At 72.6% G+C, this 23,030-nt stretch carries 17 protein-coding genes; 8 read left to right on the forward strand and 9 right to left on the reverse strand.

Features of this window, described 5'->3' with window-relative positions:
• Nucleotides 1-35: 35 nt before the first annotated feature.
• Nucleotides 36-1,121 (reverse strand): LCP family protein, encoded by a 1,086-nt coding sequence (locus ACNJ93_RS24805; RefSeq protein ID WP_418959640.1) that lies wholly within the window; start codon nt 1,119-1,121, stop codon nt 36-38.
• A gap of 173 nt (nt 1,122-1,294) precedes the next feature.
• Here ACNJ93_RS24805 and galE point away from each other — a divergent pair, with 173 nt between their 5' ends.
• The 6 genes from galE to ACNJ93_RS24835 all read left to right on the forward strand — a co-directional run bounded on the left by galE (nt 1,295) and on the right by ACNJ93_RS24835 (nt 10,844).
• Nucleotides 1,295-2,281, forward strand: a complete 987-nt coding sequence (gene galE / locus ACNJ93_RS24810) for a UDP-glucose 4-epimerase GalE (protein WP_418959641.1) — start codon at nt 1,295-1,297, stop codon at nt 2,279-2,281.
• Between the two features lie 69 nt (nt 2,282-2,350).
• Nucleotides 2,351-3,469 carry a hypothetical protein gene (locus tag ACNJ93_RS24815; protein WP_418959642.1) on the forward strand — a complete coding sequence of 373 codons (1,119 nt, stop codon included), beginning with the start codon at nt 2,351-2,353 and terminating at the stop codon, nt 3,467-3,469.
• Between the two features lie 433 nt (nt 3,470-3,902).
• The gene (locus tag ACNJ93_RS24820; RefSeq protein WP_418959643.1) at nt 3,903-5,585 is read left to right on the forward strand and encodes a stealth family protein; all 1,683 of its coding nucleotides are present in this window, start codon (nt 3,903-3,905) and stop codon (nt 5,583-5,585) included.
• Nucleotides 5,582-6,535, forward strand: coding sequence for a hypothetical protein (locus tag ACNJ93_RS24825; RefSeq protein ID WP_418959644.1), 954 nt, complete (start codon nt 5,582-5,584; stop codon nt 6,533-6,535). Before ACNJ93_RS24820 ends, ACNJ93_RS24825 begins: the two co-directional genes overlap by 4 nt.
• Entirely contained in the window at nt 6,536-9,409 is a 2,874-nt protein-coding gene (locus tag ACNJ93_RS24830; protein ID WP_418959645.1) for a stealth conserved region 3 domain-containing protein, read from the forward strand.
• Between the two features lie 40 nt (nt 9,410-9,449).
• Entirely contained in the window at nt 9,450-10,844 is a 1,395-nt protein-coding gene (locus ACNJ93_RS24835; RefSeq protein WP_418959646.1) for an Ig-like domain-containing protein, read from the forward strand.
• A gap of 12 nt (nt 10,845-10,856) precedes the next feature.
• On the opposite strand, the gene ACNJ93_RS24840 is transcribed toward ACNJ93_RS24835, so the two are convergent.
• From ACNJ93_RS24840 to ACNJ93_RS24865, 6 genes are all read right to left on the reverse strand, one after another.
• Entirely contained in the window at nt 10,857-11,768 is a 912-nt protein-coding gene (locus tag ACNJ93_RS24840; protein ID WP_418959647.1) for an endonuclease/exonuclease/phosphatase family protein, read from the reverse strand.
• A gap of 174 nt (nt 11,769-11,942) precedes the next feature.
• Nucleotides 11,943-14,072, reverse strand: coding sequence for a 3-hydroxyacyl-CoA dehydrogenase NAD-binding domain-containing protein (locus ACNJ93_RS24845; protein ID WP_418959648.1), 2,130 nt, complete (start codon nt 14,070-14,072; stop codon nt 11,943-11,945).
• Nucleotides 14,069-15,295, reverse strand: a complete 1,227-nt coding sequence (locus tag ACNJ93_RS24850; protein WP_418959649.1) for a thiolase family protein — start codon at nt 15,293-15,295, stop codon at nt 14,069-14,071. Before ACNJ93_RS24850 ends, ACNJ93_RS24845 begins: the two co-directional genes overlap by 4 nt.
• A gap of 219 nt (nt 15,296-15,514) precedes the next feature.
• Entirely contained in the window at nt 15,515-16,789 is a 1,275-nt protein-coding gene (locus ACNJ93_RS24855) for an HRDC domain-containing protein (RefSeq protein WP_418959650.1), read from the reverse strand.
• Between the two features lie 77 nt (nt 16,790-16,866).
• Nucleotides 16,867-17,529 (reverse strand): LuxR C-terminal-related transcriptional regulator, encoded by a 663-nt coding sequence (locus ACNJ93_RS24860; RefSeq protein ID WP_418959651.1) that lies wholly within the window; start codon nt 17,527-17,529, stop codon nt 16,867-16,869.
• Between the two features lie 227 nt (nt 17,530-17,756).
• Nucleotides 17,757-18,446, reverse strand: coding sequence for a DUF3000 domain-containing protein (locus ACNJ93_RS24865; RefSeq protein ID WP_418959652.1), 690 nt, complete (start codon nt 18,444-18,446; stop codon nt 17,757-17,759).
• A 91-nt stretch (nt 18,447-18,537) separates the two neighbouring features.
• On the opposite strand from ACNJ93_RS24865, the gene hemE reads away from it, so the two are divergent.
• Complete coding sequence (gene hemE / locus ACNJ93_RS24870; protein WP_418959653.1) at nt 18,538-19,602, forward strand: uroporphyrinogen decarboxylase; 1,065 nt, start codon at nt 18,538-18,540, stop codon at nt 19,600-19,602.
• A 30-nt stretch (nt 19,603-19,632) separates the two neighbouring features.
• Here hemE and ACNJ93_RS24875 read toward each other — a convergent pair whose 3' ends face one another.
• Nucleotides 19,633-20,127 carry a hypothetical protein gene (locus tag ACNJ93_RS24875; RefSeq protein ID WP_418959654.1) on the reverse strand — a complete coding sequence of 165 codons (495 nt, stop codon included), beginning with the start codon at nt 20,125-20,127 and terminating at the stop codon, nt 19,633-19,635.
• Between the two features lie 216 nt (nt 20,128-20,343).
• Entirely contained in the window at nt 20,344-21,372 is a 1,029-nt protein-coding gene (locus ACNJ93_RS24880; RefSeq protein WP_418959655.1) for a DUF4349 domain-containing protein, read from the reverse strand.
• 167 nt (nt 21,373-21,539) lie between these two features.
• Here ACNJ93_RS24880 and hemG point away from each other — a divergent pair, with 167 nt between their 5' ends.
• Complete coding sequence (gene hemG / locus ACNJ93_RS24885; RefSeq protein WP_418959656.1) at nt 21,540-23,021, forward strand: protoporphyrinogen oxidase; 1,482 nt, start codon at nt 21,540-21,542, stop codon at nt 23,019-23,021.
• The last annotated feature ends 9 nt before the right edge of the window (nt 23,022-23,030 follow it).

Below are 23,030 nucleotides of genomic sequence, written 5' to 3' on the forward strand. Positions count from 1 at the left end.
ACCGAGTTCCGGGGCCGCTTGGCGCAGGCGCGGGATCAACCGCCCGTGGCGGGCGACTTCTTGGCGGACGCGGGGATCTCGGCGTCCTCCCGGATGGCCTTCCAGAGCGCGGAGGCGTTCGGCTCGGCGGCCACGACGCGGTTGGGGTCCTTCTTGTCGTACGCGACCGGCAGCATGATCGTCTCCATGTTCTGCGGGTCGACGCCGTTCATGCTCTGCGCGAACTCGCTCAGCGACTTCAGGGAGGCGAGCTCGGAGTCGGTGGTGAGCGCCTTGGTGGCGGAGCCGGCGATCTTGTACGCCTTGGTGGGGCTGCCCAGCAGGTCCTGCTTCTTGACCTCGCTCAGCAGGGCCATGAGGAACTGCTGCTGGAGGCCGATGCGGCCGAGGTCGCTGCCGTCGCCGACGCCGTGCCGGGTGCGGACGAAGGCCAGGGACTGGGTGCCGTCCAGCTTCTGCGGACCGGCCTGCAGGTCGAGCCCGCTGGCGCCGTCCTTGATCGGCTCCTTGACGTCGACGGTCACGCCGCCGATGGTGTCGACGAGGTCCTTGAACCCGGCGAAGTCGATCTCCAGGTAGTGGTCGAGCCGGACCCCGGACATCTCCTCGACGGTCTTGACCACGCAGGCCGGACCGTACTGCGCGTACACGGAGTTGAACATGACGCGCTGCGCGCCGGGCGCGGTCCCGCCGTTCTCGCGGGTGCACTCGGGGCGGGTGACGAGGGTGTCGCGCGGGATGCTGACGGCGACGGCCTTCGTCCGGCCCTCGGGGATGTGCACGACGAGCGCGGTGTCCGAACGGGCGCCGCTGACCTTGCCGCCGGCCAGCTCGCCGCTGGCGCCGGCCCGCGAGTCGGAGCCGAGCACGAGGATGTTCTGTCCGCTGGTGGGGAGCTTCTGCGGCCGGTTGTCGCCGAGCGCCTTGTCGATGTCGACGCCCTTGATGTTGCTGTCGAGGCTGCTGTACGTCCAGTAGAGCCCGCCGCCCGCCGCGAGCACCAGGACCAACAGCACGAGCAGGACGATCCGCCCGGTCCGCCGCGGCTTCCTGGCCCGTGCCCGTGAGCCGGACTCTCTGCGCTCGCTGCGGGTTTCGGGCGTGCGTATGTCCTGGCTCATCCTGGCTGAGTCCTCGAGTCGACGGGCCCGTGCGGGCGGACGGACGTGCGTGCCCGTGACGTAGGCATGATCCACAGGCTCCCGCGAAGCCTGCAGTATAAACAGGCGATCGTATGGGTGTTCACCTCAGGGTGGCCCCGGACTCACTGATTCTTCACATTATTATTCGCCCTATGACGTGGCTGATTACTGGGGGAGCGGGCTTCATCGGCGCCCATGTGGTGCGAGCGATGACCGCTGCGGGGGAGTCGGTCGCGGTGTACGACGACCTGTCGACGGGGGACCGCGGCCGCGTCCCCGACGGCGTTCCGTTCGTCGAGGGCTCGACGCTGGACCGCTCGCGCCTGGTGAGCGCCCTGCGCGACCACGGTGTGACCGGAGTCGTCCACCTGGCCGCGAAGAAGCAGGTCGCCGAGTCGGTCGCCCGGCCGCTGCACTACTACCGCGAGAACGTCACGGGCCTGGAGGTCCTGCTCGACGCCGCCGCGGAGTGCGGTGTGCGGTCCTTCCTGTTCTCCTCCTCGGCCGCCGTCTACGGCATGCCCGACGTGGACCTCGTCACCGAGGACACCGACTGCCGCCCGATCAACCCGTACGGCGAGACCAAGCTCGTCGGCGAGTGGATGGTCCGTGCCGCCGGCGCGGCCCACGGCATGGCCACCGCCTCGCTGCGCTACTTCAACGTCGCCGGCTCGGCAGCCCCGGAGCTGGCGGACACGGGTGTGTTCAACCTCGTTCCCATGGTGTTCGAGAAGCTGACCGAGGGGGAGGCGCCGGTCGTCTTCGGCGACGACTACGCCACCGAGGACGGCACCTGCGTGCGCGACTTCATCCACGTCGAGGACATCGCCTCCGCCCACCTCGCGACGGCCCGTGCCCTGACGGAACGGGGGCCGGGTGCCGATCTGACCCTCAACATCGGCCGGGGCGAGGGCGTCTCCGTACGGGAGATGATCGCCCTGATCGGCGAGGTGACCGGCTACGGGCCGAAGGCGAGCCCCACGACGGCCGGCCGCCGGCCGGGCGATCCGGCCCGGGTCGTCGCCTCGGCGGCGCGGATCGCCGAGGAGCTCGGCTGGCAGGCCCGGCACGACGCCCGGGCGATGGTCGCCTCGGCCTGGGAGGGCTGGTGCCTGCGCCACCCCGGGGCCCGTCCCTGAGCGGACGGCGGGGCGCGGACCGGCGGTGACGGCCGGCAGTTCATCGTGGAGCGAGAAGAGGAGTACCGCGTGGCACGGAGGGCCAGAGGGGGTGGCCAGGAACGGCGCCTCCTGGAGGACAGCGGCATACCGGGGCGCCCGTCGGCCGTCGGCACCGTCGACGGCCGCTGGCTCCTGCGCGGCCGCGACGGCCGGCTCACCGCGTACGCCCTCGGCCGCGAGGGGCTGCTGCGCTGGACCGAGGAGCGGCCGGGCGGCCCGGAGTGGACCGGGCCCGACCTCCTTCCCGCGCCCGAGGTGTCCCGGCTCTCCGTGGCGCAGGGGCCCGACGGCTACGCGCATTTCGTGGGACGGCGGGAGAGGGTGCGCCCGTCGGACGGGGTGCCCGTCGTCGACATCGTCCACGCCGTGCAGTACCAGACGGGCCGGCCCCTGGGGCCCTGGCACTCGGCCGGCAACCCGTACAAGGACCCCGAAGTCGGGCGCAGGATCGGGGAGCCGGTCGCCGCGGTGAGCGGATCGGGCGGCCTGTACGTCTTCCTGCGCAACGCCGGCGGCGGCGTCACCATGAGGACCGACGCGCCCCGGGGCAAGTGGGGGTTGTGGAAGGACATCCGGGGCAACAAGGCCCAGGACGGTTTCGCCGCCGTGACCGGTGCGGAGGGGCGCATCGAACTGCTCGCCCCGGGCCAGGGGCCCGCCATGCGCTGGTGGCAGACGGAGCCCGACGGGGAGATGCAGCGCACCCCGAACATCCACCTCGCGGCCGCGCCGCGCAGCCTGACGGCCCTCGAGACCGCGCCGGGCAGCATCACGTACTTCTGGACCGACGCGGCCGGGGGCGGGCTGATGGCCCACCGCCCCGGGGGCTGGATGATCCCGCTCGGCGGCCGGGCGGCCGACGGGCGGATCGCGGCGCTCCGCGCCCTTCTCGACGGCTACGACTGCACGGTGCTGGCCCATCGCGGCCCGGACGGGCAGGTGGTCGTCGGGGTCTGCGGCACGGAGTACGAGGGCGCCGGGATGTGGTGGTCGCCGCTCGGCGAGCACGGTACGGGCGATCCCGCCCTCGCCGTCGACGCGTACGGGCGAGTGGTGCTCGCCTGGCTCGGCGACGACGGGAGGGTCCGCGTCGCGCGGCAGAAGCCCGAGGCGGGGCTGGCGATGGAGCGCCCGGTCCAACTCTGACCAGGAGCTTTGTGTCGCTCCTCACACCTGGGTCACGTTGCGGTCGTCCGTTCATTCCAGGTGCATAACGGACCCGGGTGAAACGTCGGCCCCGATTGAACGCGGGGTGGCCGGGGTGTGAAGATCTAGTGGCTGCGTTCGGGCTCCGAACACGAGTTCAGGACGGCGGCAGGTTCCGAACGGACGACGGCGAACTGTTCGGCGGGGGAAAGCAGAGCTTGCGACCTGGGGGTCCGCGAGCCGTGAAGTCGTGGTGCGGTTCGGGAACCGGCTGTCGGAGGACGGCCGGTGGTTGGGATGGTGCAGCAGTACTGTGGCGAGCCTCAACAACGCTGAGGCCAGTGCGCTTGTTTCCACGTACCGTTCACTGCTGCCCGTCAGGGCGCGGCGACGCATCGTGCGCCGAGTTCCCAGGCCCATGCGCCAGGCGGTCATGCGTGCACTGGCCGGTTTCGACTCCGTCCGCTCCGCCTTCGTCGTCCGCGCGCTCGGCGGCCGGCGCACCCGGGCGCGGCACAGCGCGCGGGCGCTGCTCCGCGTCGTCCGCGTGGGCGGCAAGCACATGCGCGCCGTGGAGGTTCCCGGGATCACCGAGTGGGCGGCGCGGGCCCGCAACCTGCACCTGCTCGTCGCGCTGCTCGAAGAGTCCGACATCGCGTACTTCTGCGTCCGCGGCACCGGCCGGAACCTGCCCTGCGTGGCCGTCCCGGCCCGGTTCCGCGACGACGTCGAGGAGATGCTCCAGATCGGCTTCGGTCGCAATCCCGGCTACGTCGGCGACGTCTCCGGGCGCCAGATGCGCCCCGGCGGCCTGCCGTCGACCTGGCGCCGGCTGCGCTCCGCCTCCGTGCTGCGCCTCGCGTGGAACGTCTGCGACCCCACCACCCACCTGGTGTTCGGCGCGGAGTCCGGCTGCGAACTGGAGTTCTGGAACGAGCAGAACGGGCAGCTGGTGGCCCCCCGCCCCAACAGCGTGGTCACCGAGGTCCCGGTCGACGCGGACGCGCGCTGGGCCGAGCAGAAGCTCTTCAGCCCCGTCCCCCTGCTCTACACCACCGGCCACGCCCGCACGCTGCCCGAGTTCACCGTGCCGCTGCCCGAGGACCACCAGTTCCACGTCGACGTCGTCTACACCTGGGTCGACGACGCGGATCCCGTGTGGCGGGCGGCCAAGGAGGAGACCCGGCGCGGCGTCGACGGCACCGGCGGCAGCCCGCTGCACGAGCAGGCCGCCAACGACGCCCGCTTCACCAGCCGCGACGAGCTGCGGTACTCGCTGCGCTCCATCCACCAGTACGCGCCGTGGGTCCGGAACATCTTCCTCGTCACCGCGGGACAGGTCCCCGGCTGGCTGAACACCGAGTACCCCGGGCTGCGGGTCGTGGACCACCGGGAGATCTTCTCGGACCCCACCGCCCTGCCCACGTTCAACTCGCACGCCATCGAGAGCCAGCTGCACCACATCGAGGACCTCTCGGAGCACTTCCTCTACCTCAACGACGACGTCTTCTTCGGCCGCCCGACGTCCGTGAAGCAGTTCTTCCACCCCAACGGGCTGACGAAGTTCTTCATGTCGAAGGCGCTCATCCCGTCGGGCCGGCTGGCCCCCGACGACCTGCCGGTGAACGCCGCGGGCAAGAACAGCCGCGGGCTGATCGCCCAGCAGTTCGGCGTCGTCATCTCCCAGAAGATGAAGCACACCCCGCACGCCCTCCGCAAGAGCGTGCTCGCCGAGATCGAGCAGACCTACGAGCGAGCCCACCGCGTGACGCAGCACTCGCGGTTCCGTTCGCCGCAGGACATCCCGATCGCGTCCTCGCTGCACCACTACTACGCGTACCAGTCGGCGCGGGCGACCGTGGGCGACCTCCGCTACGTGTACATCGACATCGGCGACAAGGCCGCCCAGCAGCGTCTCGACCGGCTGACCGCCCGCCGCGACTTCGACACCTTCTGCATCAACGACACCGTGGTCCCCGAGGACACCGACGCCCAGGCCCGGATGGTGCAGCGGTTCCTCGACAGCTACTTCCCGGTCCCGAGCCCGTACGAGCTGCCCGGCGCCGGATCGCTCCCCACCCGTCGGCTCGCAGAGCTGGAAGGCGCGCAGTCATGACATCGGTACGCCACCGGCTCGGCCTGCTCCGAGGCCGGCTCGTCGAACAGGCAGCCGCCCGCAGGGCCTGGCTCATGCAGCGGTTCTTCCTGCCCGCGCGCCGCCGGCGCGTGGCCAGGCTGCGCTACGCCGCCGTGCTGGACGGCCAGACCATGAACCTGCACGCCGAGCTCCCGACCTCCGAGGCTCTGCCGCAGGAGGCGGAGATCCGGCTGCGCCGCGGACTGCGCCGGCGCCACCACGTGCCCGCCCGGGTGTACGAGGACCGCGACGGCACGCTTCTCATGGACGCCGCCGTGCTGCTCGGCGACGAGGTCGGGGGCGTCCCGGTCGACACCGGCCGGTGGAAGCTGCACCTGCTGCTGCACCACCGGCGCCGTACGCGGCGACTGCCGCTGCTGCTGGTCGAGCCGCCCGTTCCGTACGGCGGCCCGACCAAGCCCATGACGGCCTCCCCGATCACCGGCGACCGGCACCGCATCGGCCGCACCGTCACGGGCAACGCCCGGCTGGTCACCTCGGAGGCCAGGCCCGCGGCGGAGATCGCCCGGGTCGACCTCTCCCACTCCGGGCTCGTCGTCGACGTCCGCGTCCTCGGCGCCGAGGTCCACGAGCCGTGGGCCGAGTTCAAGGAGAAGAACCGCCGGATCGAGTGCCCGCTCGAACAGGTCGGCCCCGCCACCTGGCGCGTCGTCGTCCCGCTGGAGCGGATGGAGCTGCGCCGCGCGACCGACCACTGGGACGTCGTGCTCCGCGCCTCCGGCGTCCGGCCGCTGCGCTTCGGCCGCCGGCTGCACGACGTGCGCAACCCGCTGCGCGTCTTCGCGATCAAGGAGACCGTCGTCGCCCCGAGCGGCCGGACCCCGCTGATCGTGCACCCCCGATACACCGCTGCCGGCAACTTCCGCATCACCTGCAGCCGCATGCCCGAAGCCGGGCGGAGACACTGAATGAAGATCACTTTTCTCCTGACCACCGCGGACGCCGTCGGAGGCACGGAGCGGGCGGTGTTCAATCAGGCCGCGGAGCTGGCCGGCCGCCACGACGTACGGGTCCTGAGCGTCTTCCGGAGCAAGCCGGAGCTGTTCTTCCCGCTCGACGAGCGCGTCCGCGTCGACTACCTCGTCGACATGACCGGCCCGGTGCAGCGCCCGACGCGCCGCACCGACCTCGCCGACTCCGTCTACGCCGAGCTGAGCGCCCAGCCCAGCGCGCTCGTCGACCGCGCCTGGGAGGCGGCCTTCAACCGGCTGTCCGACCTCGAACTGGAGCTGTACCTCCAGCACACCGACACCGACATCCTCATCACCACCACCCCGGCCCTGATGGCCCTCGCGGTGCAGCTGTCCCCGGCGGACGTGATCACGCTGCACCAGGAGCACCGCGTCTCCGAACTGCGCGGTACCAGCGGCGAGCCGCTGCTGCGCTACGCCGCGCAGCTCGACGCCCTGGCCGTGCTCAGCGGCCGGACCCGCGACTGGTTCGCCGAGACCCTCGGCATGAGCGCGCCCCGGATCGACGTCGTCCCCAACGCCCTGCCCGCCGGCTTCCGGCCCCGGTCCACGCTGGAGACCCGCACGGTCGTGATGGCCGGTCGGCTCGTCGGCGAGAAGCAGATCGACCACGCCATCAACGCCTGGGCGCAGGTCGTCCCCTACCACCCGGACTGGACCCTGCGGATCTTCGGCGACGGCCCGCTGAGCGGAGCCCTGCGCCGACAGATCACCCAGCTGGGCCTGCACGACTCCGTCCAGCTCAACGGCAACTCCCCGCACCTCGCGGAGGAGTGGGCCAAGTCCAGCATCTCCCTGATGACCTCCCGCAACGAGGCCTTCCCGCTGGTCCTCATGGAGGCCCAGGCGGCCGGCGTGCCGATCGTCTCGTACGACTGCCCCAACGGCCCGAGCGAGATCATCGTCGACGGCGAGTCGGGCATTCTCGTCCCGCCCAATGACGTCGACGCCCTCGCCGTCCAGCTCGGCCGGCTCATGTCGGACCGGGAGCTGCGGCACCGCATGGGCGCCGCCGCCCACGCCTCGATCGCCCGCTTCGCCCCGGACGTCATCACCGCCCGGTGGGAATCGATCTTCCAGGCCCTCGTCGACGACCGGGACCGCGGGGTCCGCGCGGCGGCGAAGGCCGACCGTCAGGCCATCCACGCGGTCACCAGCGGACTCCAGGGCGGAGCCACCCCGGCCACGCCCGCTCCGTCGAGCCAGCTGCGCAGCGGCGAACAGCGCAGCCTGGAACAGCAGATCGCCAAGCGGGTGCCCTCGCTCGTCCGGGACGGCGGACAGCTCTGCCGTGTCACCGACTCGGAGTCCCCGTTCGACGTCGTCCACGCCAATCTCGCGCTCGCGGCCGACGCGCTGGAGAGCGCCGACATCCCGTACCTGGTCGTCCGCGACACGATGATCCGGCAGACGGTCGCGGTCCACGCCTCCTACCGCGAGGCGGTCTTCAAGGCCCTCGCCGAGAAGTACCGCCAGGACGCGGTGTACGTGGCGCTGCTCAACGAACGGCAGGACGCCAAGAGCACGGTGCTCGCCGGGCTCGTCGGCCGGGTCGCCGACCAGCCCTGCGCCGCGCTGCGGGTGTACCAGAGCGTGGTGTCCGTGTCCCGCACCATCCGCTTCGGAGCGGTGTACGGCTGCACCGTCTCCTTCTGGGAGAGCGACCCGGAGGAGCCGACCACCTTCGTCTCCCCGGCCCGGACCCTCATCGGCGACCGGATCCCGCAGGCCGCGATGACCCCGGCCTCGGTCACCCACTCCGGCCGCGTCTACCCGACCATCACGCCGTACGCGCACCCGTTGCACGGCGACGTGGCGTTCCCCGTCGACGCCGTCTACACGTGGGTCGACGGCTCGGACGTCGCCTGGCTGGAGCGCAAGAACCAGGTCCTGTCCCAGCTCGGCCTGGAGACCGTCGACGCGGCGGCGAGCGCGGCCCGGTTCCGCAGCCGGGACGAACTGCGGTACTCGCTCCGCTCCATCGACATGTACGCGCCCTGGATCCGGAACATCTACATCGTGACGGACCGCCAGGCCCCGGCCTGGCTGGACCAGTCGCACCACCGCATCCGGGTCGTCGACCACACCGAGATCTTCGGCGACCGCGGCGCGCTGCCCACGTTCAACTCGCACGCCATCGAGAGCCAGCTGCACAACATCCAGGGTCTCTCGGAACACTTCCTGTACTTCAACGACGACTTCTTCATCGGCCGCACCGTCCAGCCGAGCCAGTTCTTCTCGGCCAACGGCCAGGCGAAGCACTTCCAGTCGCCGACCGCGATCCCGATGCTGCCGCCGAACACCGAGGACGACTTCAACATCAGCGCCGCCAAGAACAACCGGGCGCTGATCTACGAGAGCTTCGGCCAGGTGCTCACCCACGCGTTCCTGCACGCCCCGTACGCCCTGCGGCGCAGCGTCATGGAGGACCTGTCCCGCGCGTACCCCGACTGGGTCGCCGGCACCGCCGCCAGCCGGCTGCGCAGCCACACCGACGTCTCCATCGCCTCCTCGCTGCACCACTACTACGGCTTCCACACCGGCCGGTCCGTGCCCGGACCGATCTCGTGCGGCTTCGTGAACGTGGGCCTGAGCGAGCACCGGGCGCGCCTCAACCGGCTCCTGATCAGCCGCCCCAACGACGTGTTCTGCCTGAACGACTTCCACGACGGGGACGTGCCGGCGGACGAGCAGGACGCGATCCTCGCCGCGTTCCTGCCGAGCTACTTCCCGATCGCGGGCCAGTTCGAGTACGGGTCGCCGCGCAACCAGCGCTACCACGCCGGCCGACTGCCCGAGTGGCCGCTGTGACCCGGCCGGCCGGGCCGTCCCGTACGACTGAGGAGAAGACGTGAGCAAGATCTGCATCATCGGAAACTCCGTGGCCGCCTCGCGGACCGCGAAGGAAGCGCCGCTCGCCGGCTGGGGTCAGTACCTCGGCGAGTTCATGACGGCGTATCACGAGGTGCGCAACTACGCGCGCGACGCCATGACGCTGCGGGGCTACTTCAACGACCGCTTCGCGACCCTGCTCAACATGCTGGATCCGGGCGACGTCGTGCTGATCAACTTCGGCGGCGTGGAGCAGCGGATCGACAACCCGCAGCGCTACCACGGTCCGCGCGAGTTCCAGGAGTTCCTGCGCGTCTACATCGAGCGGATTCGTGGCGAGGGCGCCGTCCCGGTACTCGTGACCCCGGCCGCCCGGTGCGCCTTCGAGGCCGACGGCAGCGTCTCCCACACGCGCGACGAGTACCCGCAGTGGATGCGGGAGGTCGCCGCAGAGACCGAGTCGCCGCTCGTCGACATGAACGCGTTCACCATGCAGCTGCTGCACGACCTCGGTCCGCAGCGTGCCCGGCGGTACTTCCGCTGGACGGACGCCGGGGAGCACCCGAACCACCCCGAGGGCATGATCGACTCCTCGCACTTCAACGAGGTCGGCGCGCGCGAGGTGGCCCGCATGGTCGCCATCTCCCTCTACAACTCCCCGCTCCTTCCCCGGGGCATCGTCGAGCCCGAGCGCGTCCAGGTGGGGGCCGAGTTCCCGCCCCCGCTGGAGGAGTTCACCGTCGAGAAGCCGGAGTTCGCCCTCTACAGCGAGGTCCGCGCCGGTGCCGCGCCGGTCATCGCCTCCCCGGGGCCCCACCGGGTGGTCGGGGCGATGCACAAGTTCTCCGGGACGGCCGAGCCGGGCACGTCGTACATGCTGTTCTTCGAGAACGGCGGCTACATCGGCGGGACCCGCGTCAACGCCGAGGGCAAGTGGACCTGGCGCCGGGTGCTCAACTGGACCGAGGGCGAGCACGAGCTCCAGGCCGTCGGCCACACCCCTCAGGGCGTGTCGCCCGTGGCCGCCGTGCGCTTCACCGTGAAGACCTTCGTCCTGCCGCCCGTGGTCGCCGGGCCCAAGGAGGGTGCCTGGACCGGGCCCCGGCCGCGGTTCTCGGGTTCCGCCGAGAAGGGCGTCAAGAAGGTCTCCGTCCTGGAGGGCGGCCGGCTCATCGGCCAGGCCCCCGTGCAGGAGGACGGCACGTGGAAGTTCACCCACCCGCACGACTGGAAGCACGGCACGTACCAGCTGCAGTTCGTCTCGATCTTCAGCGCCATCCACTCGGCGCCGGCCACGCTGACGATCCGGGTCCACGGCCTTCCGGAGGAGAACTGGCTCCGGCAGTCCGCCCTCGCGGCGCGCCACGAGTGTGCGGAGAAGTGCGAGCACCTCCCGTTCGCCGGGCGCTGGTAGGCGGCTCCGGAGTCACCGGCCGAATCTGATCGTCGCGTGCACCGGCGCGTGGTCGGAGAGGCCGCCGGCCGGGCCGCTGTGCGGTTCGTTCGGCGTGGTGTCCATGTGCGTGGCGTCCACCCCGCAGGAGAGGAACTCGGCGGTGGCTCCGCCCGTTCGCGGGCCGGCGAAGACGTGGTCGAGGGTGCGGAACCCGTGGGTGCGCCGGTTTCTGTTCCAGGCGTGATGGGTGGGCCGGTCCCGCAGCGCCGGGCACTCGTCGAGGACTCCGGTCAGGGGCGCGAGCTGAGACGACGCGGAGTCGCGGTTGAAGTCGCCGGTCAGGACGTACGGCCGGCCGTCGGGTGAGGCGTGGCGGGCGATCCGCGCCGCCTGCGCCCGGCCGCGCTCGTCGGAGCCCGGCAGCAGGTGCGTGGTGCACACGCGGTACGGCCGGCCCTCGACGTCCACGCACAACAGCGGCTTGACGTGCGCGCCCGGCGCGGCGGCTCCGTCCGAGAGCGTGTCGACGGCCGACGAGGACGTCACCTTTCCGCGTACGGCGATGCCGAGCCCGAGCGTCCCCCGCAGCCCGCCCCGGCACTCCGCGCTGCCGTCCGGCCGCGTGCCCCGGGCCCGTACGACGGTCCAGCCGGAGCCCAACGCCTCCTCCAGGAGCGCCAGATGACTCCCTGCCGCGCCACCGCAGACCTCCTGGAGGGTGATCACGTCCGCGTCGTGCCGGGTCGCCAGGTCCCGGATCGCGGCCACCTTCCGGTCAGGCCGGTTCCGCAGGGGGCAGTAGCCCGGCTCGCCCCGCCGACCGCCGGCCTCCCCGCAGACGTTCCAGTTCAGCACGGTGAGTTCGGCGGGCTCGGCCCGCGGTGTCTCCCGTCCGAGCGTGGCCCACAGCAGCGCGGTGACGACGGCCAGTGCGGCGAGCACCGCCGCAGCGCGTCGGCGGACACGGGCATCGGGGGATCTCCGGGGCGGCTGCATCATCCGATTGTCCGTCATCCGTCATCCGTCACCCGACGTCCGCCGCCGGACGCACCGCCGGCGGCGCCCGCCCTCGGTACGAGGACGGACGCCGCCGGTGTCAGAGTGACGGTCGGCGCCTTACGCCGGCACGCTCGCCACGCCCGGGGCGAGGAAGCGCTTGCCGTTGACGCGCTCCGAGACGCCCTCGCGGTCCAGGTACGGCGTGATGCCGCCCAGGTGGAAGGGCCAGCCCGCGCCCGTGATCAGGCAGAGGTCGATGTCCTGCGCCTCGGCGACGACACCCTCCTCCAGCATCAGGCCGATCTCCTGCGCCACCGCGTCCAGGACGCGGTCGCGGACCTGCTCCTCCGTCAGGACGACGTCGCCCTGCTTCAGGAGGGCGGCGACCTCCGGGTCCAGCTCCGGCTTGCCGGAGTCGTACACGTAGAAGCCGCGCTTGCCGGCCTCGACGACCGCCTTCAGGTTGGGGGAGACCTTGAAGCGCTCCGGGAAGGCGCGGTTCAGGGTCTCGGAGACGTGCAGGCCGATCGCCGGGCCGACGAGCTCCAGGAGGACCAGCGGGGACATCGGCAGGCCGAGGGGCTCCACCGCCTTCTCCGCCGTGGCCACCGGGGTGCCCTCGTCGATGACGTTCTGGATCTCGCCCATGAAGCGGGTCAGGATGCGGTTCACGACGAACGCCGGGGCGTCCTTCGTCAGCACGCCCGTCTTCTTCAGCTTCTTGGCGACGGCGAACGCCGTGGCCAGGGAGGCGTCGTCGGTCTTCTCGCCGCGCACGATCTCGAGCAGCGGGAGGACCGCGACCGGGTTGAAGAAGTGGAAGCCCACGACCCGCTCGGGGTGCTGGAGCTTGGAGGCCATCTCCGACACCGACAGCGAGGAGGTGTTGGTGGCGAGGATCGCGTGCGCCGGGGCGACCGCCTCGACCTCCGCGAACACCTTCTGCTTGACGCTCATCTCCTCGAACACGGCCTCGATGATGAAGTCCGCGTCCGCGAAGCCGACGGCCTTGTCCAGGACACCGGTGACCAGCGCCTTGAGGCGGTTGGCCTTGTCCTGGTTGATGCGGCCCTTGCCGAGCAGCTTGTCGATCTCGCCGTGGACGTAGCCCACGCCCTTGTCGACGCGCTCCTGGTCGATGTCGGTGAGGACCACCGGCACCTCGAGGCGGCGCAGGAACAGCAGGGCGAGCTGCGAGGCCATCAGGCCCGCGCCGACCACGCCGACCTTGGTCACCGGGCGGGCCAGCGACTTGTCCGGCGCGCCGGCCGGGCGCTTGCCGCGCTTCTGCACCAGGTTGAAGGCGTAGATGCCGGAGCGGAGCTCGCCGCCCATGATCAGGTCCGCGAGGGCCTGGTCCTCGGCGTCGAAGCCCTTCTGCAGGTCGCCGTCCTTGGACGCCTCGATGATGTCGAGGGCACGGTAGGCGGCCGGAGCGGCGCCGTGCACCTTGGAGTCGGCGACGAAGCGGCCCTTGGCGACGGCCTGGTCCCAGGCCTCGCCGCGGTCGATCTCCGGGCGCTCCACGGTGATGTCGCCCTTGAGGACCCGCGCGGTCCACAGCAGCGACTGCTCCAGGAAGTCCGCGCCCTCGAAGATCGCGTCGGCGATGCCGAGCTCGAAGACCTGCTTGCCCTTGAGCTGGCGGTTCTGGTTCAGCGAGTTCTCGATGATGACCTGGACGGCCTTCTCCGCGCCGATCAGGTTCGGCAGGATCGTGCAGCCGCCCCAGCCCGGGACGAGGCCGAGGAAGACCTCGGGGAGCGAGAACGCCGGCAGCGCCTTGGACACCGTGCGGTAGGTGCAGTGCAGGCCGGCCTCGACGCCGCCGCCCATGGCCGCGCCGTTGTAGTACGCGAAGGTCGGGACGGCGAGGGCCGAGAGACGCTTGAAGACGTCGTGGCCGCCCTTGCCGATGGCCAGGGCCTCCTCGTGCTTCTTCAGCAGCTCGACGCCCTTGAGGTCGGCGCCGACGGCGAAGATGAACGGCTTGCCGGTCAGACCGACGGCGACGATCTCGCCGTTCGCGGCCTCGGCCTCGACCTGGTCGATCGCCGTGTTCAGGTTGGCGAGCGACTGGGGGCCGAAGGTGGTCGGCTTGGTGTGGTCGAAGCCGTTGTCCAGCGTGATCAGGGCGAAGCGGCCCGCGCCGAACGGCAGCTCGAAGTGCCGCACGTGGGCGGAGGTGACGACCTCGTCCGGGAACAGCTCGGCCGCGCCCTTCAGGAGCTCAGCGGTGGTGGTCACTTGTTGCCTCCGGCGTCCTTGTGGTGCGGGTTCTCCCAGATCACGGTGGCGCCCATGCCGAAGCCGACGCACATCGTGGTGAGGCCGTAGCGGACCTCCGGCTGCTCCTCGAACTGGCGGGCCAGCTGCGTCATCAGACGGACGCCGGAGGAGGCCAGCGGGTGACCGAAGGCGATGGCGCCGCCGTACTGGTTGACGCGCGCGTCGTCGTCGGCGATGCCGTAGTGCTCCAGGAACGCGAGGACCTGGACGGCGAAGGCCTCGTTGATCTCGAACAGGCCGATGTCGGAGATCGACAGGCCGGCCTGGGCGAGGGCCTTCTCGGTGGCCGGGATCGGGCCGTAGCCCATGACCTCGGGCTCGACGCCGGCGAAGGCGTACGAGACCAGGCGCATCTTGACCGGCAGGTTGTTGGCGCGGGCGAAGTCCTCGGAGGCGATGAGCGAGGCGGTGGCGCCGTCGTTCAGGCCCGCGGCGTTGCCGGCGGTGACGCGGCCGTGGACGCGGAACGGCGTCTTGAGGCCGGCCAGGCTCTCCATGGTGGTGCCCGGACGCATCGGCTCGTCGGCGGTGACCAGGCCCCAGCCGGTCTCGCCGGCGTCGGCGTTGGTGCGGCGGACGGAGATCGGGACCAGGTCCTGCTGGATCTTGCCGTTCGCGTACGCCTTGGCCGCCTTCTCCTGGGAGCGGACGGCGTAGGCGTCGGCGCGCTCCTTGGTGATGGTCGGGTAGCGGTCGTGCAGGTTCTCGGCGGTCATGCCCATGAACAGGGCGGACTCGTCGACGAGCTTCTCGGACACGAAGCGCGGGTTCGGGTCGACGCCCTCGCCCATCGGGTGACGGCCCATGTGCTCGACACCGCCGGCGACGGCGATGTCGTACGCGCCGAAGGCCACGGAGCCGGCGACGGAGGTGACCGCCGTCAGGGCGCCGGCGCACATGCGGTCGATCGAGTAGCCCGGAACCGACTGCGGCAGACCGGCGAGGATGCCGGCGGTGCGGCCGATCGTCAGACCCTGGTCGCCGATCTGCGTGGTCGCGGCGATGGCGACCTCGTCGATCTTCGCGGGGTCGAGGTCCGGGTTGCGGCGCAGCAGCTCCCGGATGGCCTTCACGACGAGGTCGTCGGCGCGGGTCTCGTGGTAGATGCCCTTCGGGCCCGCCTTGCCGAACGGGGTGCGGACGCCGTCGACGAAGACGACGTCCCTGACGGTACGAGGCACGATGGCTCTCCTCCAGGGTGCGGGATGGCACTGCTGCGGCACACGCCTAAGCGTGCGCTTGCTCCCCCCATGCTACTTACGGGTAACCAAGCTGCACAGTCCCACGGCCGGGAGCGGCGAAGGTCACACGGCCGAGTGGTGCGACGTCACCCGGCCGGGCGGTGCGGAAAGGCCCCCGGCACCGAGTGCCGAGGGCCTTTCCGTCACGGTCCGGGACCATCACGCCGTCGCCTGCAGAGCCGTGACCAGCAGCGGGGTCACCAGCTCCACCTGCCACGGGCGCGCGCCGTGGCCGCGCAGCGCGGCCGCCACGTCGCCGTCGGCCGGGGGCTCCCAGCAGACCCGGCGCACCGTGTCCGGGGTGATCAGGTTCTCCTGGGGCAGGTTCAGCTGCTCCGCGAGCGCCGACACCGAGGCGCGCGCCGCCGAGAGGCGGGCCGCGGCGGCCGGGTCCTTGTCCGCCCAGGCGCGCGGAGGGGGCGGACCCGCGGCCGCGGCACCGGGCTGGGGCAGCCGCGCGTCGGGCAGCGCCCGCGCCCGGTCCACCGCCGCCTGCCACTGCTCCAGCTGCCGCCGGCCCATCCGGTGCCCGAAGCCCGGCAGCGCGGCCAGGGCCTGCACGTTCACCGGCACCGCGAGGGCCGCCTCGACGATCGCCGCGTCGCTCAGGACCTTGCCCGGCGAGACGTCGCGCCGCTGCGCCACCGCGTCGCGGGCCGTCCACAGCTCCTGTACCACCGCCATCTGCCGACGGCGGCGGACCTTGTGCATGCCGGAGGTGCGCCGCCAGGGGTCCTTGCGCGGCGGGGCGGGCGGGGCCGAGGCGATCGCGTCGAACTCCTGGTGGGCCCACTCCAGCTTGCCCTGCCGGTCCAGCTCCTTCTCCAGTGCGTCACGCAGGTCGACGAGCAGCTCGACGTCCAGCGCGGCGTACCGGAGCCAGGGCTCGGGCAGCGGGCGGGTGGACCAGTCCACGGCGGAGTGGCCCTTCTCCAGGGCGTAGCCCAGGACGCTCTCGACCATGGCGCCGAGCCCGACCCGCGGGAAGCCCGCGAGCCGCCCGGCCAGCTCGGTGTCGAACAGCGAGGACGGCACCATGCCTATCTCGCGCAGGCAGGGCAGGTCCTGGGTGGCGGCGTGCAGGATCCACTCGACGCCGTCGAGCGCCGCGCCGAGCCCGGAGAGGTCGGGACAGCCCACCGGGTCGATCAGCGCCGTGCCGGCGCCCTCGCGGCGCAGCTGGACGAGATAGGCCCGCTGGCCGTACCGGTATCCGGAGGCCCGCTCGGCGTCGACCGCCACGGGGCCGCGGCCGGCGGCGAAGGCGGCGATCACCTCGGCGAGCGCGTCCTCGGTCGCCACCACGGGGGGAACGCCCTCACGGGGCACCAGAAGCGGGGTCGGCAGCCCGTTCGCAGGGACATCGGCGTCCGGGGGGCCGCCCCCGGTGGTGCGCAGTGCGGTGTCTGCTGCGGTCTCTTGGGCGTCGGTCACCCGTCAAGGGTATCCGTGAACGGACGCCGCCCGCCGACGGAACGTTCCGTCGACGGGCGCGGCAGGCCGTACGGGCGTCAGTGGATGATGCCGGTGCGCAGGGCCACGGCGACCATGCCCGCGCGGTCGCCCGTGCCGAGCTTGCGCGCGATCCGGGCGAGGTGGCTCTTCACGGTCAGGGCGGACAGGCCCATCGAGACGCCGATGGCCTTGTTGGACTGGCCCTCCGCGACCAGCCGGAGCACCTCGACCTCACGGCCGGAGAGCTCGCGGTAACCGCCCGGGTGGCTCGGGGCGCCCGGGGGGCGGCGGTGCATACGGGCGGCCGCGGCGCCGATGGGGGCGGCGCCGGGGCGGGTCGGGTGGCCGATGTTGGTACGGGTTCCGGTGACCACGTAGCCCTTCACACCGCCGGCGAGGGCGTTGCGCACGGCGCCGATGTCGTCGGCCGCGGAGAGGGCCAGCCCGTTGGGCCAGCCCGCCGCGCGGGTCTCGGACAGCAGGGTGAGCCCGGAACCGTCGGGCAGGTGGACGTCGGCCACGCAGATGTCGCGCGGGCTGCCGACGCGGGGACGGGCCTCCGCGATGGACGACGCCTCGATGACGTCGCGCACGCCGAGCGCCCAGAGGTGGCGGGTGACGGTGGAGCGGACGCGGGGGTCGGCCACGACGACCATGGCCGTCGGCTTGTTCGGGCGGTAGGCGACCAGGCTTGCGGGCTGCTCGAGGAGAACGGACACCAGGCCTCCTGGGGGAAGGTGCGGGACGGAGCCGGCTCGGGGAAGAAGCCGGGGGTGGGACTCCTGCGTGAGGGGTCATGGAACTCTTCGGCAGTTCGGCCGCCCGCCTTTAGAGAAAGATCACGATTTGGTGAGTAACATTCCGGGCAATTCGGACACGCGATCGATCATCCTACGAGTGAGCCGGTACGGGAGCGCTCCCGCACCGGCGCGCCGAAAAGCGGATGTCAGGCCTGCTGCGGCCCCCGCCGCTGCGGCAGCGACACCACGCCCGCGCCCGGAGCCGTCCCCGCCCCGCCCTCCGTCAGCCCCAGCGGCGACGGCGGCAGCCCCCCGACCTGGCACAGCAGATCGCACCAGGCGGCCAGGTGCGAGCCCGTGTCCGGCGCCCCGCTCAGACCCTCGCGCGGCGTCCACGAGGCCCGGATCTCGATCTGACTGGCCGGCCGCCGGTCCGCCAGCCCGCCGAAGTAGTGCGAACCGGCCTGCGTGACCGTCCCGCTCGCCTCCCCGTACCCGAGGCCGCGCGCCTCCAGGGCCCCGGTCAGCCACGACCAGCAGACCTCCGGCAGCAGCGGGTCCGCCGCCATCTCCGGCTCCAGCTCCGCCCGCACGAGCGTCACCAGCCGGAAGTTCCCCTGCCAGGCCTCGTGCCCGGCCGGGTCGTGCAGCAGCACCAGCCGGCCGTCCGCCAGGTCCTCGCCGCCCGCCACGACCGCCGCCTCCAGTGCGTATGCGAACGGGGCCAGACGCTGCGGCGGCCGCGTCGGATCGATCTCGATCTCCGGCCTCAGCCGTGCCGAACGCAGTCCGTCGACCGCCCTGCGGAAGGCGGGCGGCACGGGTTCGCGTCCCGTGCCGCCCGTCCCGTCCACGCCGTCGGAATGATCGGAAGAATGTCCCTGAGCCGCAGCCATGCGGGGAAGAGTAGGCGGAACGGGGCCCTCGCGCAGGGAGGGACACCCGGCCCGCGCGGGCGGCTTCCGCGCACATGCGAAGATTCTGGGCGTGAGTGCCAACGGAAGCCCCTCGGGCCAGCAGACGAAGACGCATGACTCCGCCTTCCTGAAGGCGTGCCGCCGTGAACCCGTGCCGCACACCCCGGTCTGGTTCATGCGGCAGGCGGGGCGCTCCCTGCCCGAGTACCTCAAGGTCCGCGAGGGCATCCCCATGCTCGAGTCGTGCATGCGGCCCGAGCTGGTCACCGAGATCACGCTGCAGCCGGTGCGCCGGCACAAGGTGGACGCGGCGATCTTCTTCAGCGACATCGTGGTGCCGCTGAAGGCCATCGGCGTCGACCTCGACATCAAGCCGGGCGTCGGACCGGTCGTCGCCGAGCCGATCCGCCGCCGCGAGGACCTGGCCCGGCTGCGCGATCTGACCCCCGAGGACGTCTCGTACGTCACCGAGGCGATCGGGATGCTCACCGAGGAGCTCGGCGGTACCCCCCTCATCGGTTTCGCCGGCGCGCCTTTCACCCTCGCGAGCTACCTCGTCGAGGGCGGTCCGTCCCGCAATCACGAGCACACCAAGGCGCTCATGTACGGCGACCCGCAGCTGTGGGCCGACCTGCTCGACCGGCTCGCCGAGATCACCTCGGCCTTCCTGAAGGTCCAGATCGAGGCCGGCGCCTCCGCCGTGCAGCTCTTCGACTCCTGGGTGGGTGCGCTCGCCCCGGCCGACTACCGCCGTTCTGTGATGCCGGCCTCGACGAAGGTCTTCGACGCGGTCGCCTCGTACGGCGTGCCGCGGATCCACTTCGGCGTGGGCACCGGCGAGCTGCTCGGCCTCATGGGCGAGGCGGGCGCGGACGTCGTCGGCGTCGACTGGCGCGTCCCGCTGGACGAGGCCGCCCGCCGCGTCGGCCCCGGCAAGGCGCTCCAGGGCAATCTGGACCCGGCCGTGCTGTTCTCCACCCCGGAGGCCGTGGCGGCCAAGACGGACGAGGTCCTGGCCGCCGCGAGCGGGCTCGAGGGTCACGTGTTCAACCTCGGTCACGGGGTGCTGCCGACGACCGACCCGGACGCGCTCACGCGCCTGGTGGAGTACGTCCACACGCGGACGGCCCGCTGAGCCTCGGGCTCACGGGCCGTCCGTTCGGGATCATCCCTCGCAGTTGACCGGCGGCGCGCCGCCGGCCGTGCGGCAGGAGTCCCAGCCGATGCCGCCGTCGACCACGCCCATGTTGCCGCCGGTGCGCAGGACGTCGTTGCCGGCCTCGCCGGTGACGAGGCCGCCCGCGACGGCTCCCGTCTGGATGTAGTCGCTTCCGTTGCCGCCCGCGACGGCGCCGAAGACCGTGCCGGTCACGATGTAGTCGGAGCCGTCGCCGCCGGCCACGTCGCCGTTCACGGCGCCGGAGACGACGATGTAGTCGTTGCCGCCGAGGCCGTTCACCGTGTCGCCGGCGTCGACCGTGGTGCAGCGGATGTTGTCGGAGCCCGCCGTGCCGAAGATCGTGTGGGTCATCGGGTCGGGGGTGCGGGGGGAGCCGTTGACCGTGCACGAGGTCACCGCGTGGGCGGGCGTCGCGGTCAGGGCGAGCGGGGCGATGACGAGAGTGGCGGCGCAGAGGGCGCGCGCTGTGTGTCTGATCATGTGACCAGTGGCGCACGGTGACGGTACGACCGCAAACCGTCACACGAGGTCACTGGTCCGCTCGGGTCACCCCACGGCCCGAACGGCCGCCCGGCCTCCCCCGGCCGGCCGCCACCCCCCTGCCGACCGGGCGCCGCCACCGCCTGCCGACCGGGCGCCGCCACCGCCTGCCGACCGGCCGGCCGCCACCGCCTGCCGACCGGCCGGCCGAAGGGTTCAGTCCTCGTGAGGCTCCCGGGCGGGGGCTTCGTCGGGGCGCTGGGCCGGCACCGGTGTCGCCGGCCAGGCCGGGGCGTTCCGCGCCGGACCCGGGCGGACCGAAGCCGCCCGGCGGCCGCGCAGGCGCGGGCGGAGCAGGGTGCGCCACACCACGTACAGCAGGGCCAGCAGGCCCAGCCACGGGGCGAGGGCCGCCAGGACGACGCCCAGCCAGGCCAGGGAGGTCACCAGCGCGTCCCAGCCGCCGGCCAGCGCCTCCAGGATGCCGGGCCGGTCGTCCGCCTCCGGCTTTCCGGGCTTCTCCGGCTCGGTCAGGCCCAGCGTGATCGTCGCCAGCGACGTCCGGTCCTTCAGCGAGGCCTGCTGCGCCAGCAGCGACTCCAGATCCGCCTGACGGCGGCTCAGTTCGCCCTCCAGGCTGACCACATCGCTCAGCGCCGTCGCCCGGTCCATCAGCTCGCGCACCCGCTGCACGCTCGCCCGCTGCGTCGCGATCCGGCTCTCGACGTCCACCACCTGGTCGGTGACGTCCTTCGCGTCCGCCTTCCGGGACAGCAGCCGGCCCGCGCCGGACAGCTGGGCGAGCACGGAGTCGTACGACTCCTGCGGGACGCGCAGCACCACCTGCGAGGTGATCCGGCTGTCGTCCACCCGCTCGGTCGTCTCGTCGGCGACGTGTCCGCCGGCCCGTTCCACGACGCCCTTGGCCGCGGCCAGCGCCTTGGCGGCGTCGGCGACCTCGACGTGCAGTTCCGCCGTCCGCACGACGTGCTGACGCGGCACGCTCGCCGGGCCCTTGCCGCCCGGCTTCTGCGCACCGGAAGCACCGGAGGCGCCGGACCCGCCGGGCTCTCCGGGGGCCGACGACGCCAGGTCCGCCGCGCCCCCCTTCCCCTTCTCGGCGTCCTGTCGGGCCGTCAGGCCCTTGTCGTCCGCGGACATGGCGCTCTCGTCGTTCGCGCCGCAGCCCGCCAGGGCCAGCGAGGCGGCGAGCAGCGCCGCCGCGACGATCCGTGTTCTGCGCATCGGTTTCCCCCCCGGGGAAGTGGCGGATGATGCCTCTTCGACGTGCGGGCCGGGGGCGCGGGTTGCCCTTTCCCGGTCGCGATGCGGTCACGTTCCGGACTCGGATCGTGACCGCGCCGTCCAGGGGCCGCGTCCACCGCCGTACGGGCCTTTGAGAGAGTGGGGGCATGAACGCGGACACATCCACGAGCGCCTCCGCGCCCGCCGGACGCCATGTCGTCGTCGTGGGCGGCGGCATCGCCGGACTGGCCGCCGCGCACCGGCTCGCCGGCGCCGGTCTGCGGGTGACGCTCCTGGAGGGCGCCGACCGGGTCGGCGGCAAACTGCTGACCGGGGAGATCGCCGGGGCGCCCGTCGACCTCGGCGCCGAGTCGCTGCTCGCCCGCCGCCCCGAGGCCCTGGACCTGGCCCGCGCCGTGGGCCTCGGCGAGCGGATCCTCGCGCCCGCCACCACGACCGCCTCCGTGTGGACCCGGGACGCGCTCCGGCCGATGCCCAAGGGCCACGTCATGGGCGTGCCGGGTGACGCGGCCGCCCTGGCCGGGCTGCTGTCCGCGGAGGGCCTGCGCCGGGTCGAGCGGGACCGCGCACTGCCGCCGGCCGACCTCGGCGAGGACGTCGCCATCGGCGCGTACGTCGCCGAGCGCATGGGCCGCGAGGTCGTCGACCGGCTCGTCGAACCGCTCCTCGGCGGGGTGTACGCGGGCGACGCGTACCGGATCTCGATGCGCGCCGCCGTGCCGAAGCTCTTCGAGGAGGCCCGCGCCCACGGCACCCTCACCGACGCCGTCCGCGCCGTCCAGCGGGCCGGCGCGACCACCCCCGCCGACGTCGCCGGCGGAGCCACCGGCCTCGGCGGCTCCGCCTTCGCCGGCCTCGCCGGCGGCATCGGCCTGCTGCCCGGCGCGGTCGCCGACGCGATCCGCGCCGCCGGTGGCGAGATCCGCACCCACGCGCCGGTCACCGGGCTCCGCCGCGTCCAGGACGGGAACGCCCAGCGCTGGCGGATCGTCGCCGCCGGCGAGGTCCTGCACGCCGACGGCGTCGTCCTCGCCGCCCCCGCCTGGGCCGCCGCCGCACTGCTCGCCGCCGAGTCCCCGGCCGCCTCCGCCGAGCTCGGCGCCGTCGAGTACGCCTCCATGGCCCTGGTCACCCTCGCGTTCCGGCGCGCCGCCGTCACCGGCCTGCCCGGCTCCGGCTTCCTCGTCCCGCCCGTCGACGGCCGCGCCGTCAAGGCGTCCACCTTCTCCACCCAGAAGTGGAGCTGGGTCGCCGACGCCGCCCCCGACCTGTTCGTCCTGCGCACCTCCCTCGGCCGGCACGGCGAGGAGGAGCAGCTCGACCGCGACGACGCCGAACTCGTCGACGCCTCCCGCGCCGACCTGCGCACCGCCGTCGGCCTCACCGCCCCGCCGGTCGCCGCCACGGTGACCCGCTGGATCGGCGGCCTGCCGCAGTACCCCGTCGGCCATCTCGCCCGCGTCGCCCGGATCCGCGCCGCCGTCGCGAAGCTGCCCGGGCTGCGCGTCGCGGGCGCCGTGTACGACGGCGTCGGCATCCCCGCCTGCGTCGCCTCGGCCCGCCGCGCCGCCGACGAGATCATCGCCACGCCGGAAACCACCGACCCCGGTGCGGGGCACTGTCCGTGACGGGCGAGA

The sequence above is a fragment of the Streptomyces tritici genome (genome assembly GCF_048500665.1).
Classification (GTDB): Bacteria; Actinomycetota; Actinomycetes; order Streptomycetales; family Streptomycetaceae; genus Streptomyces; species Streptomyces tritici.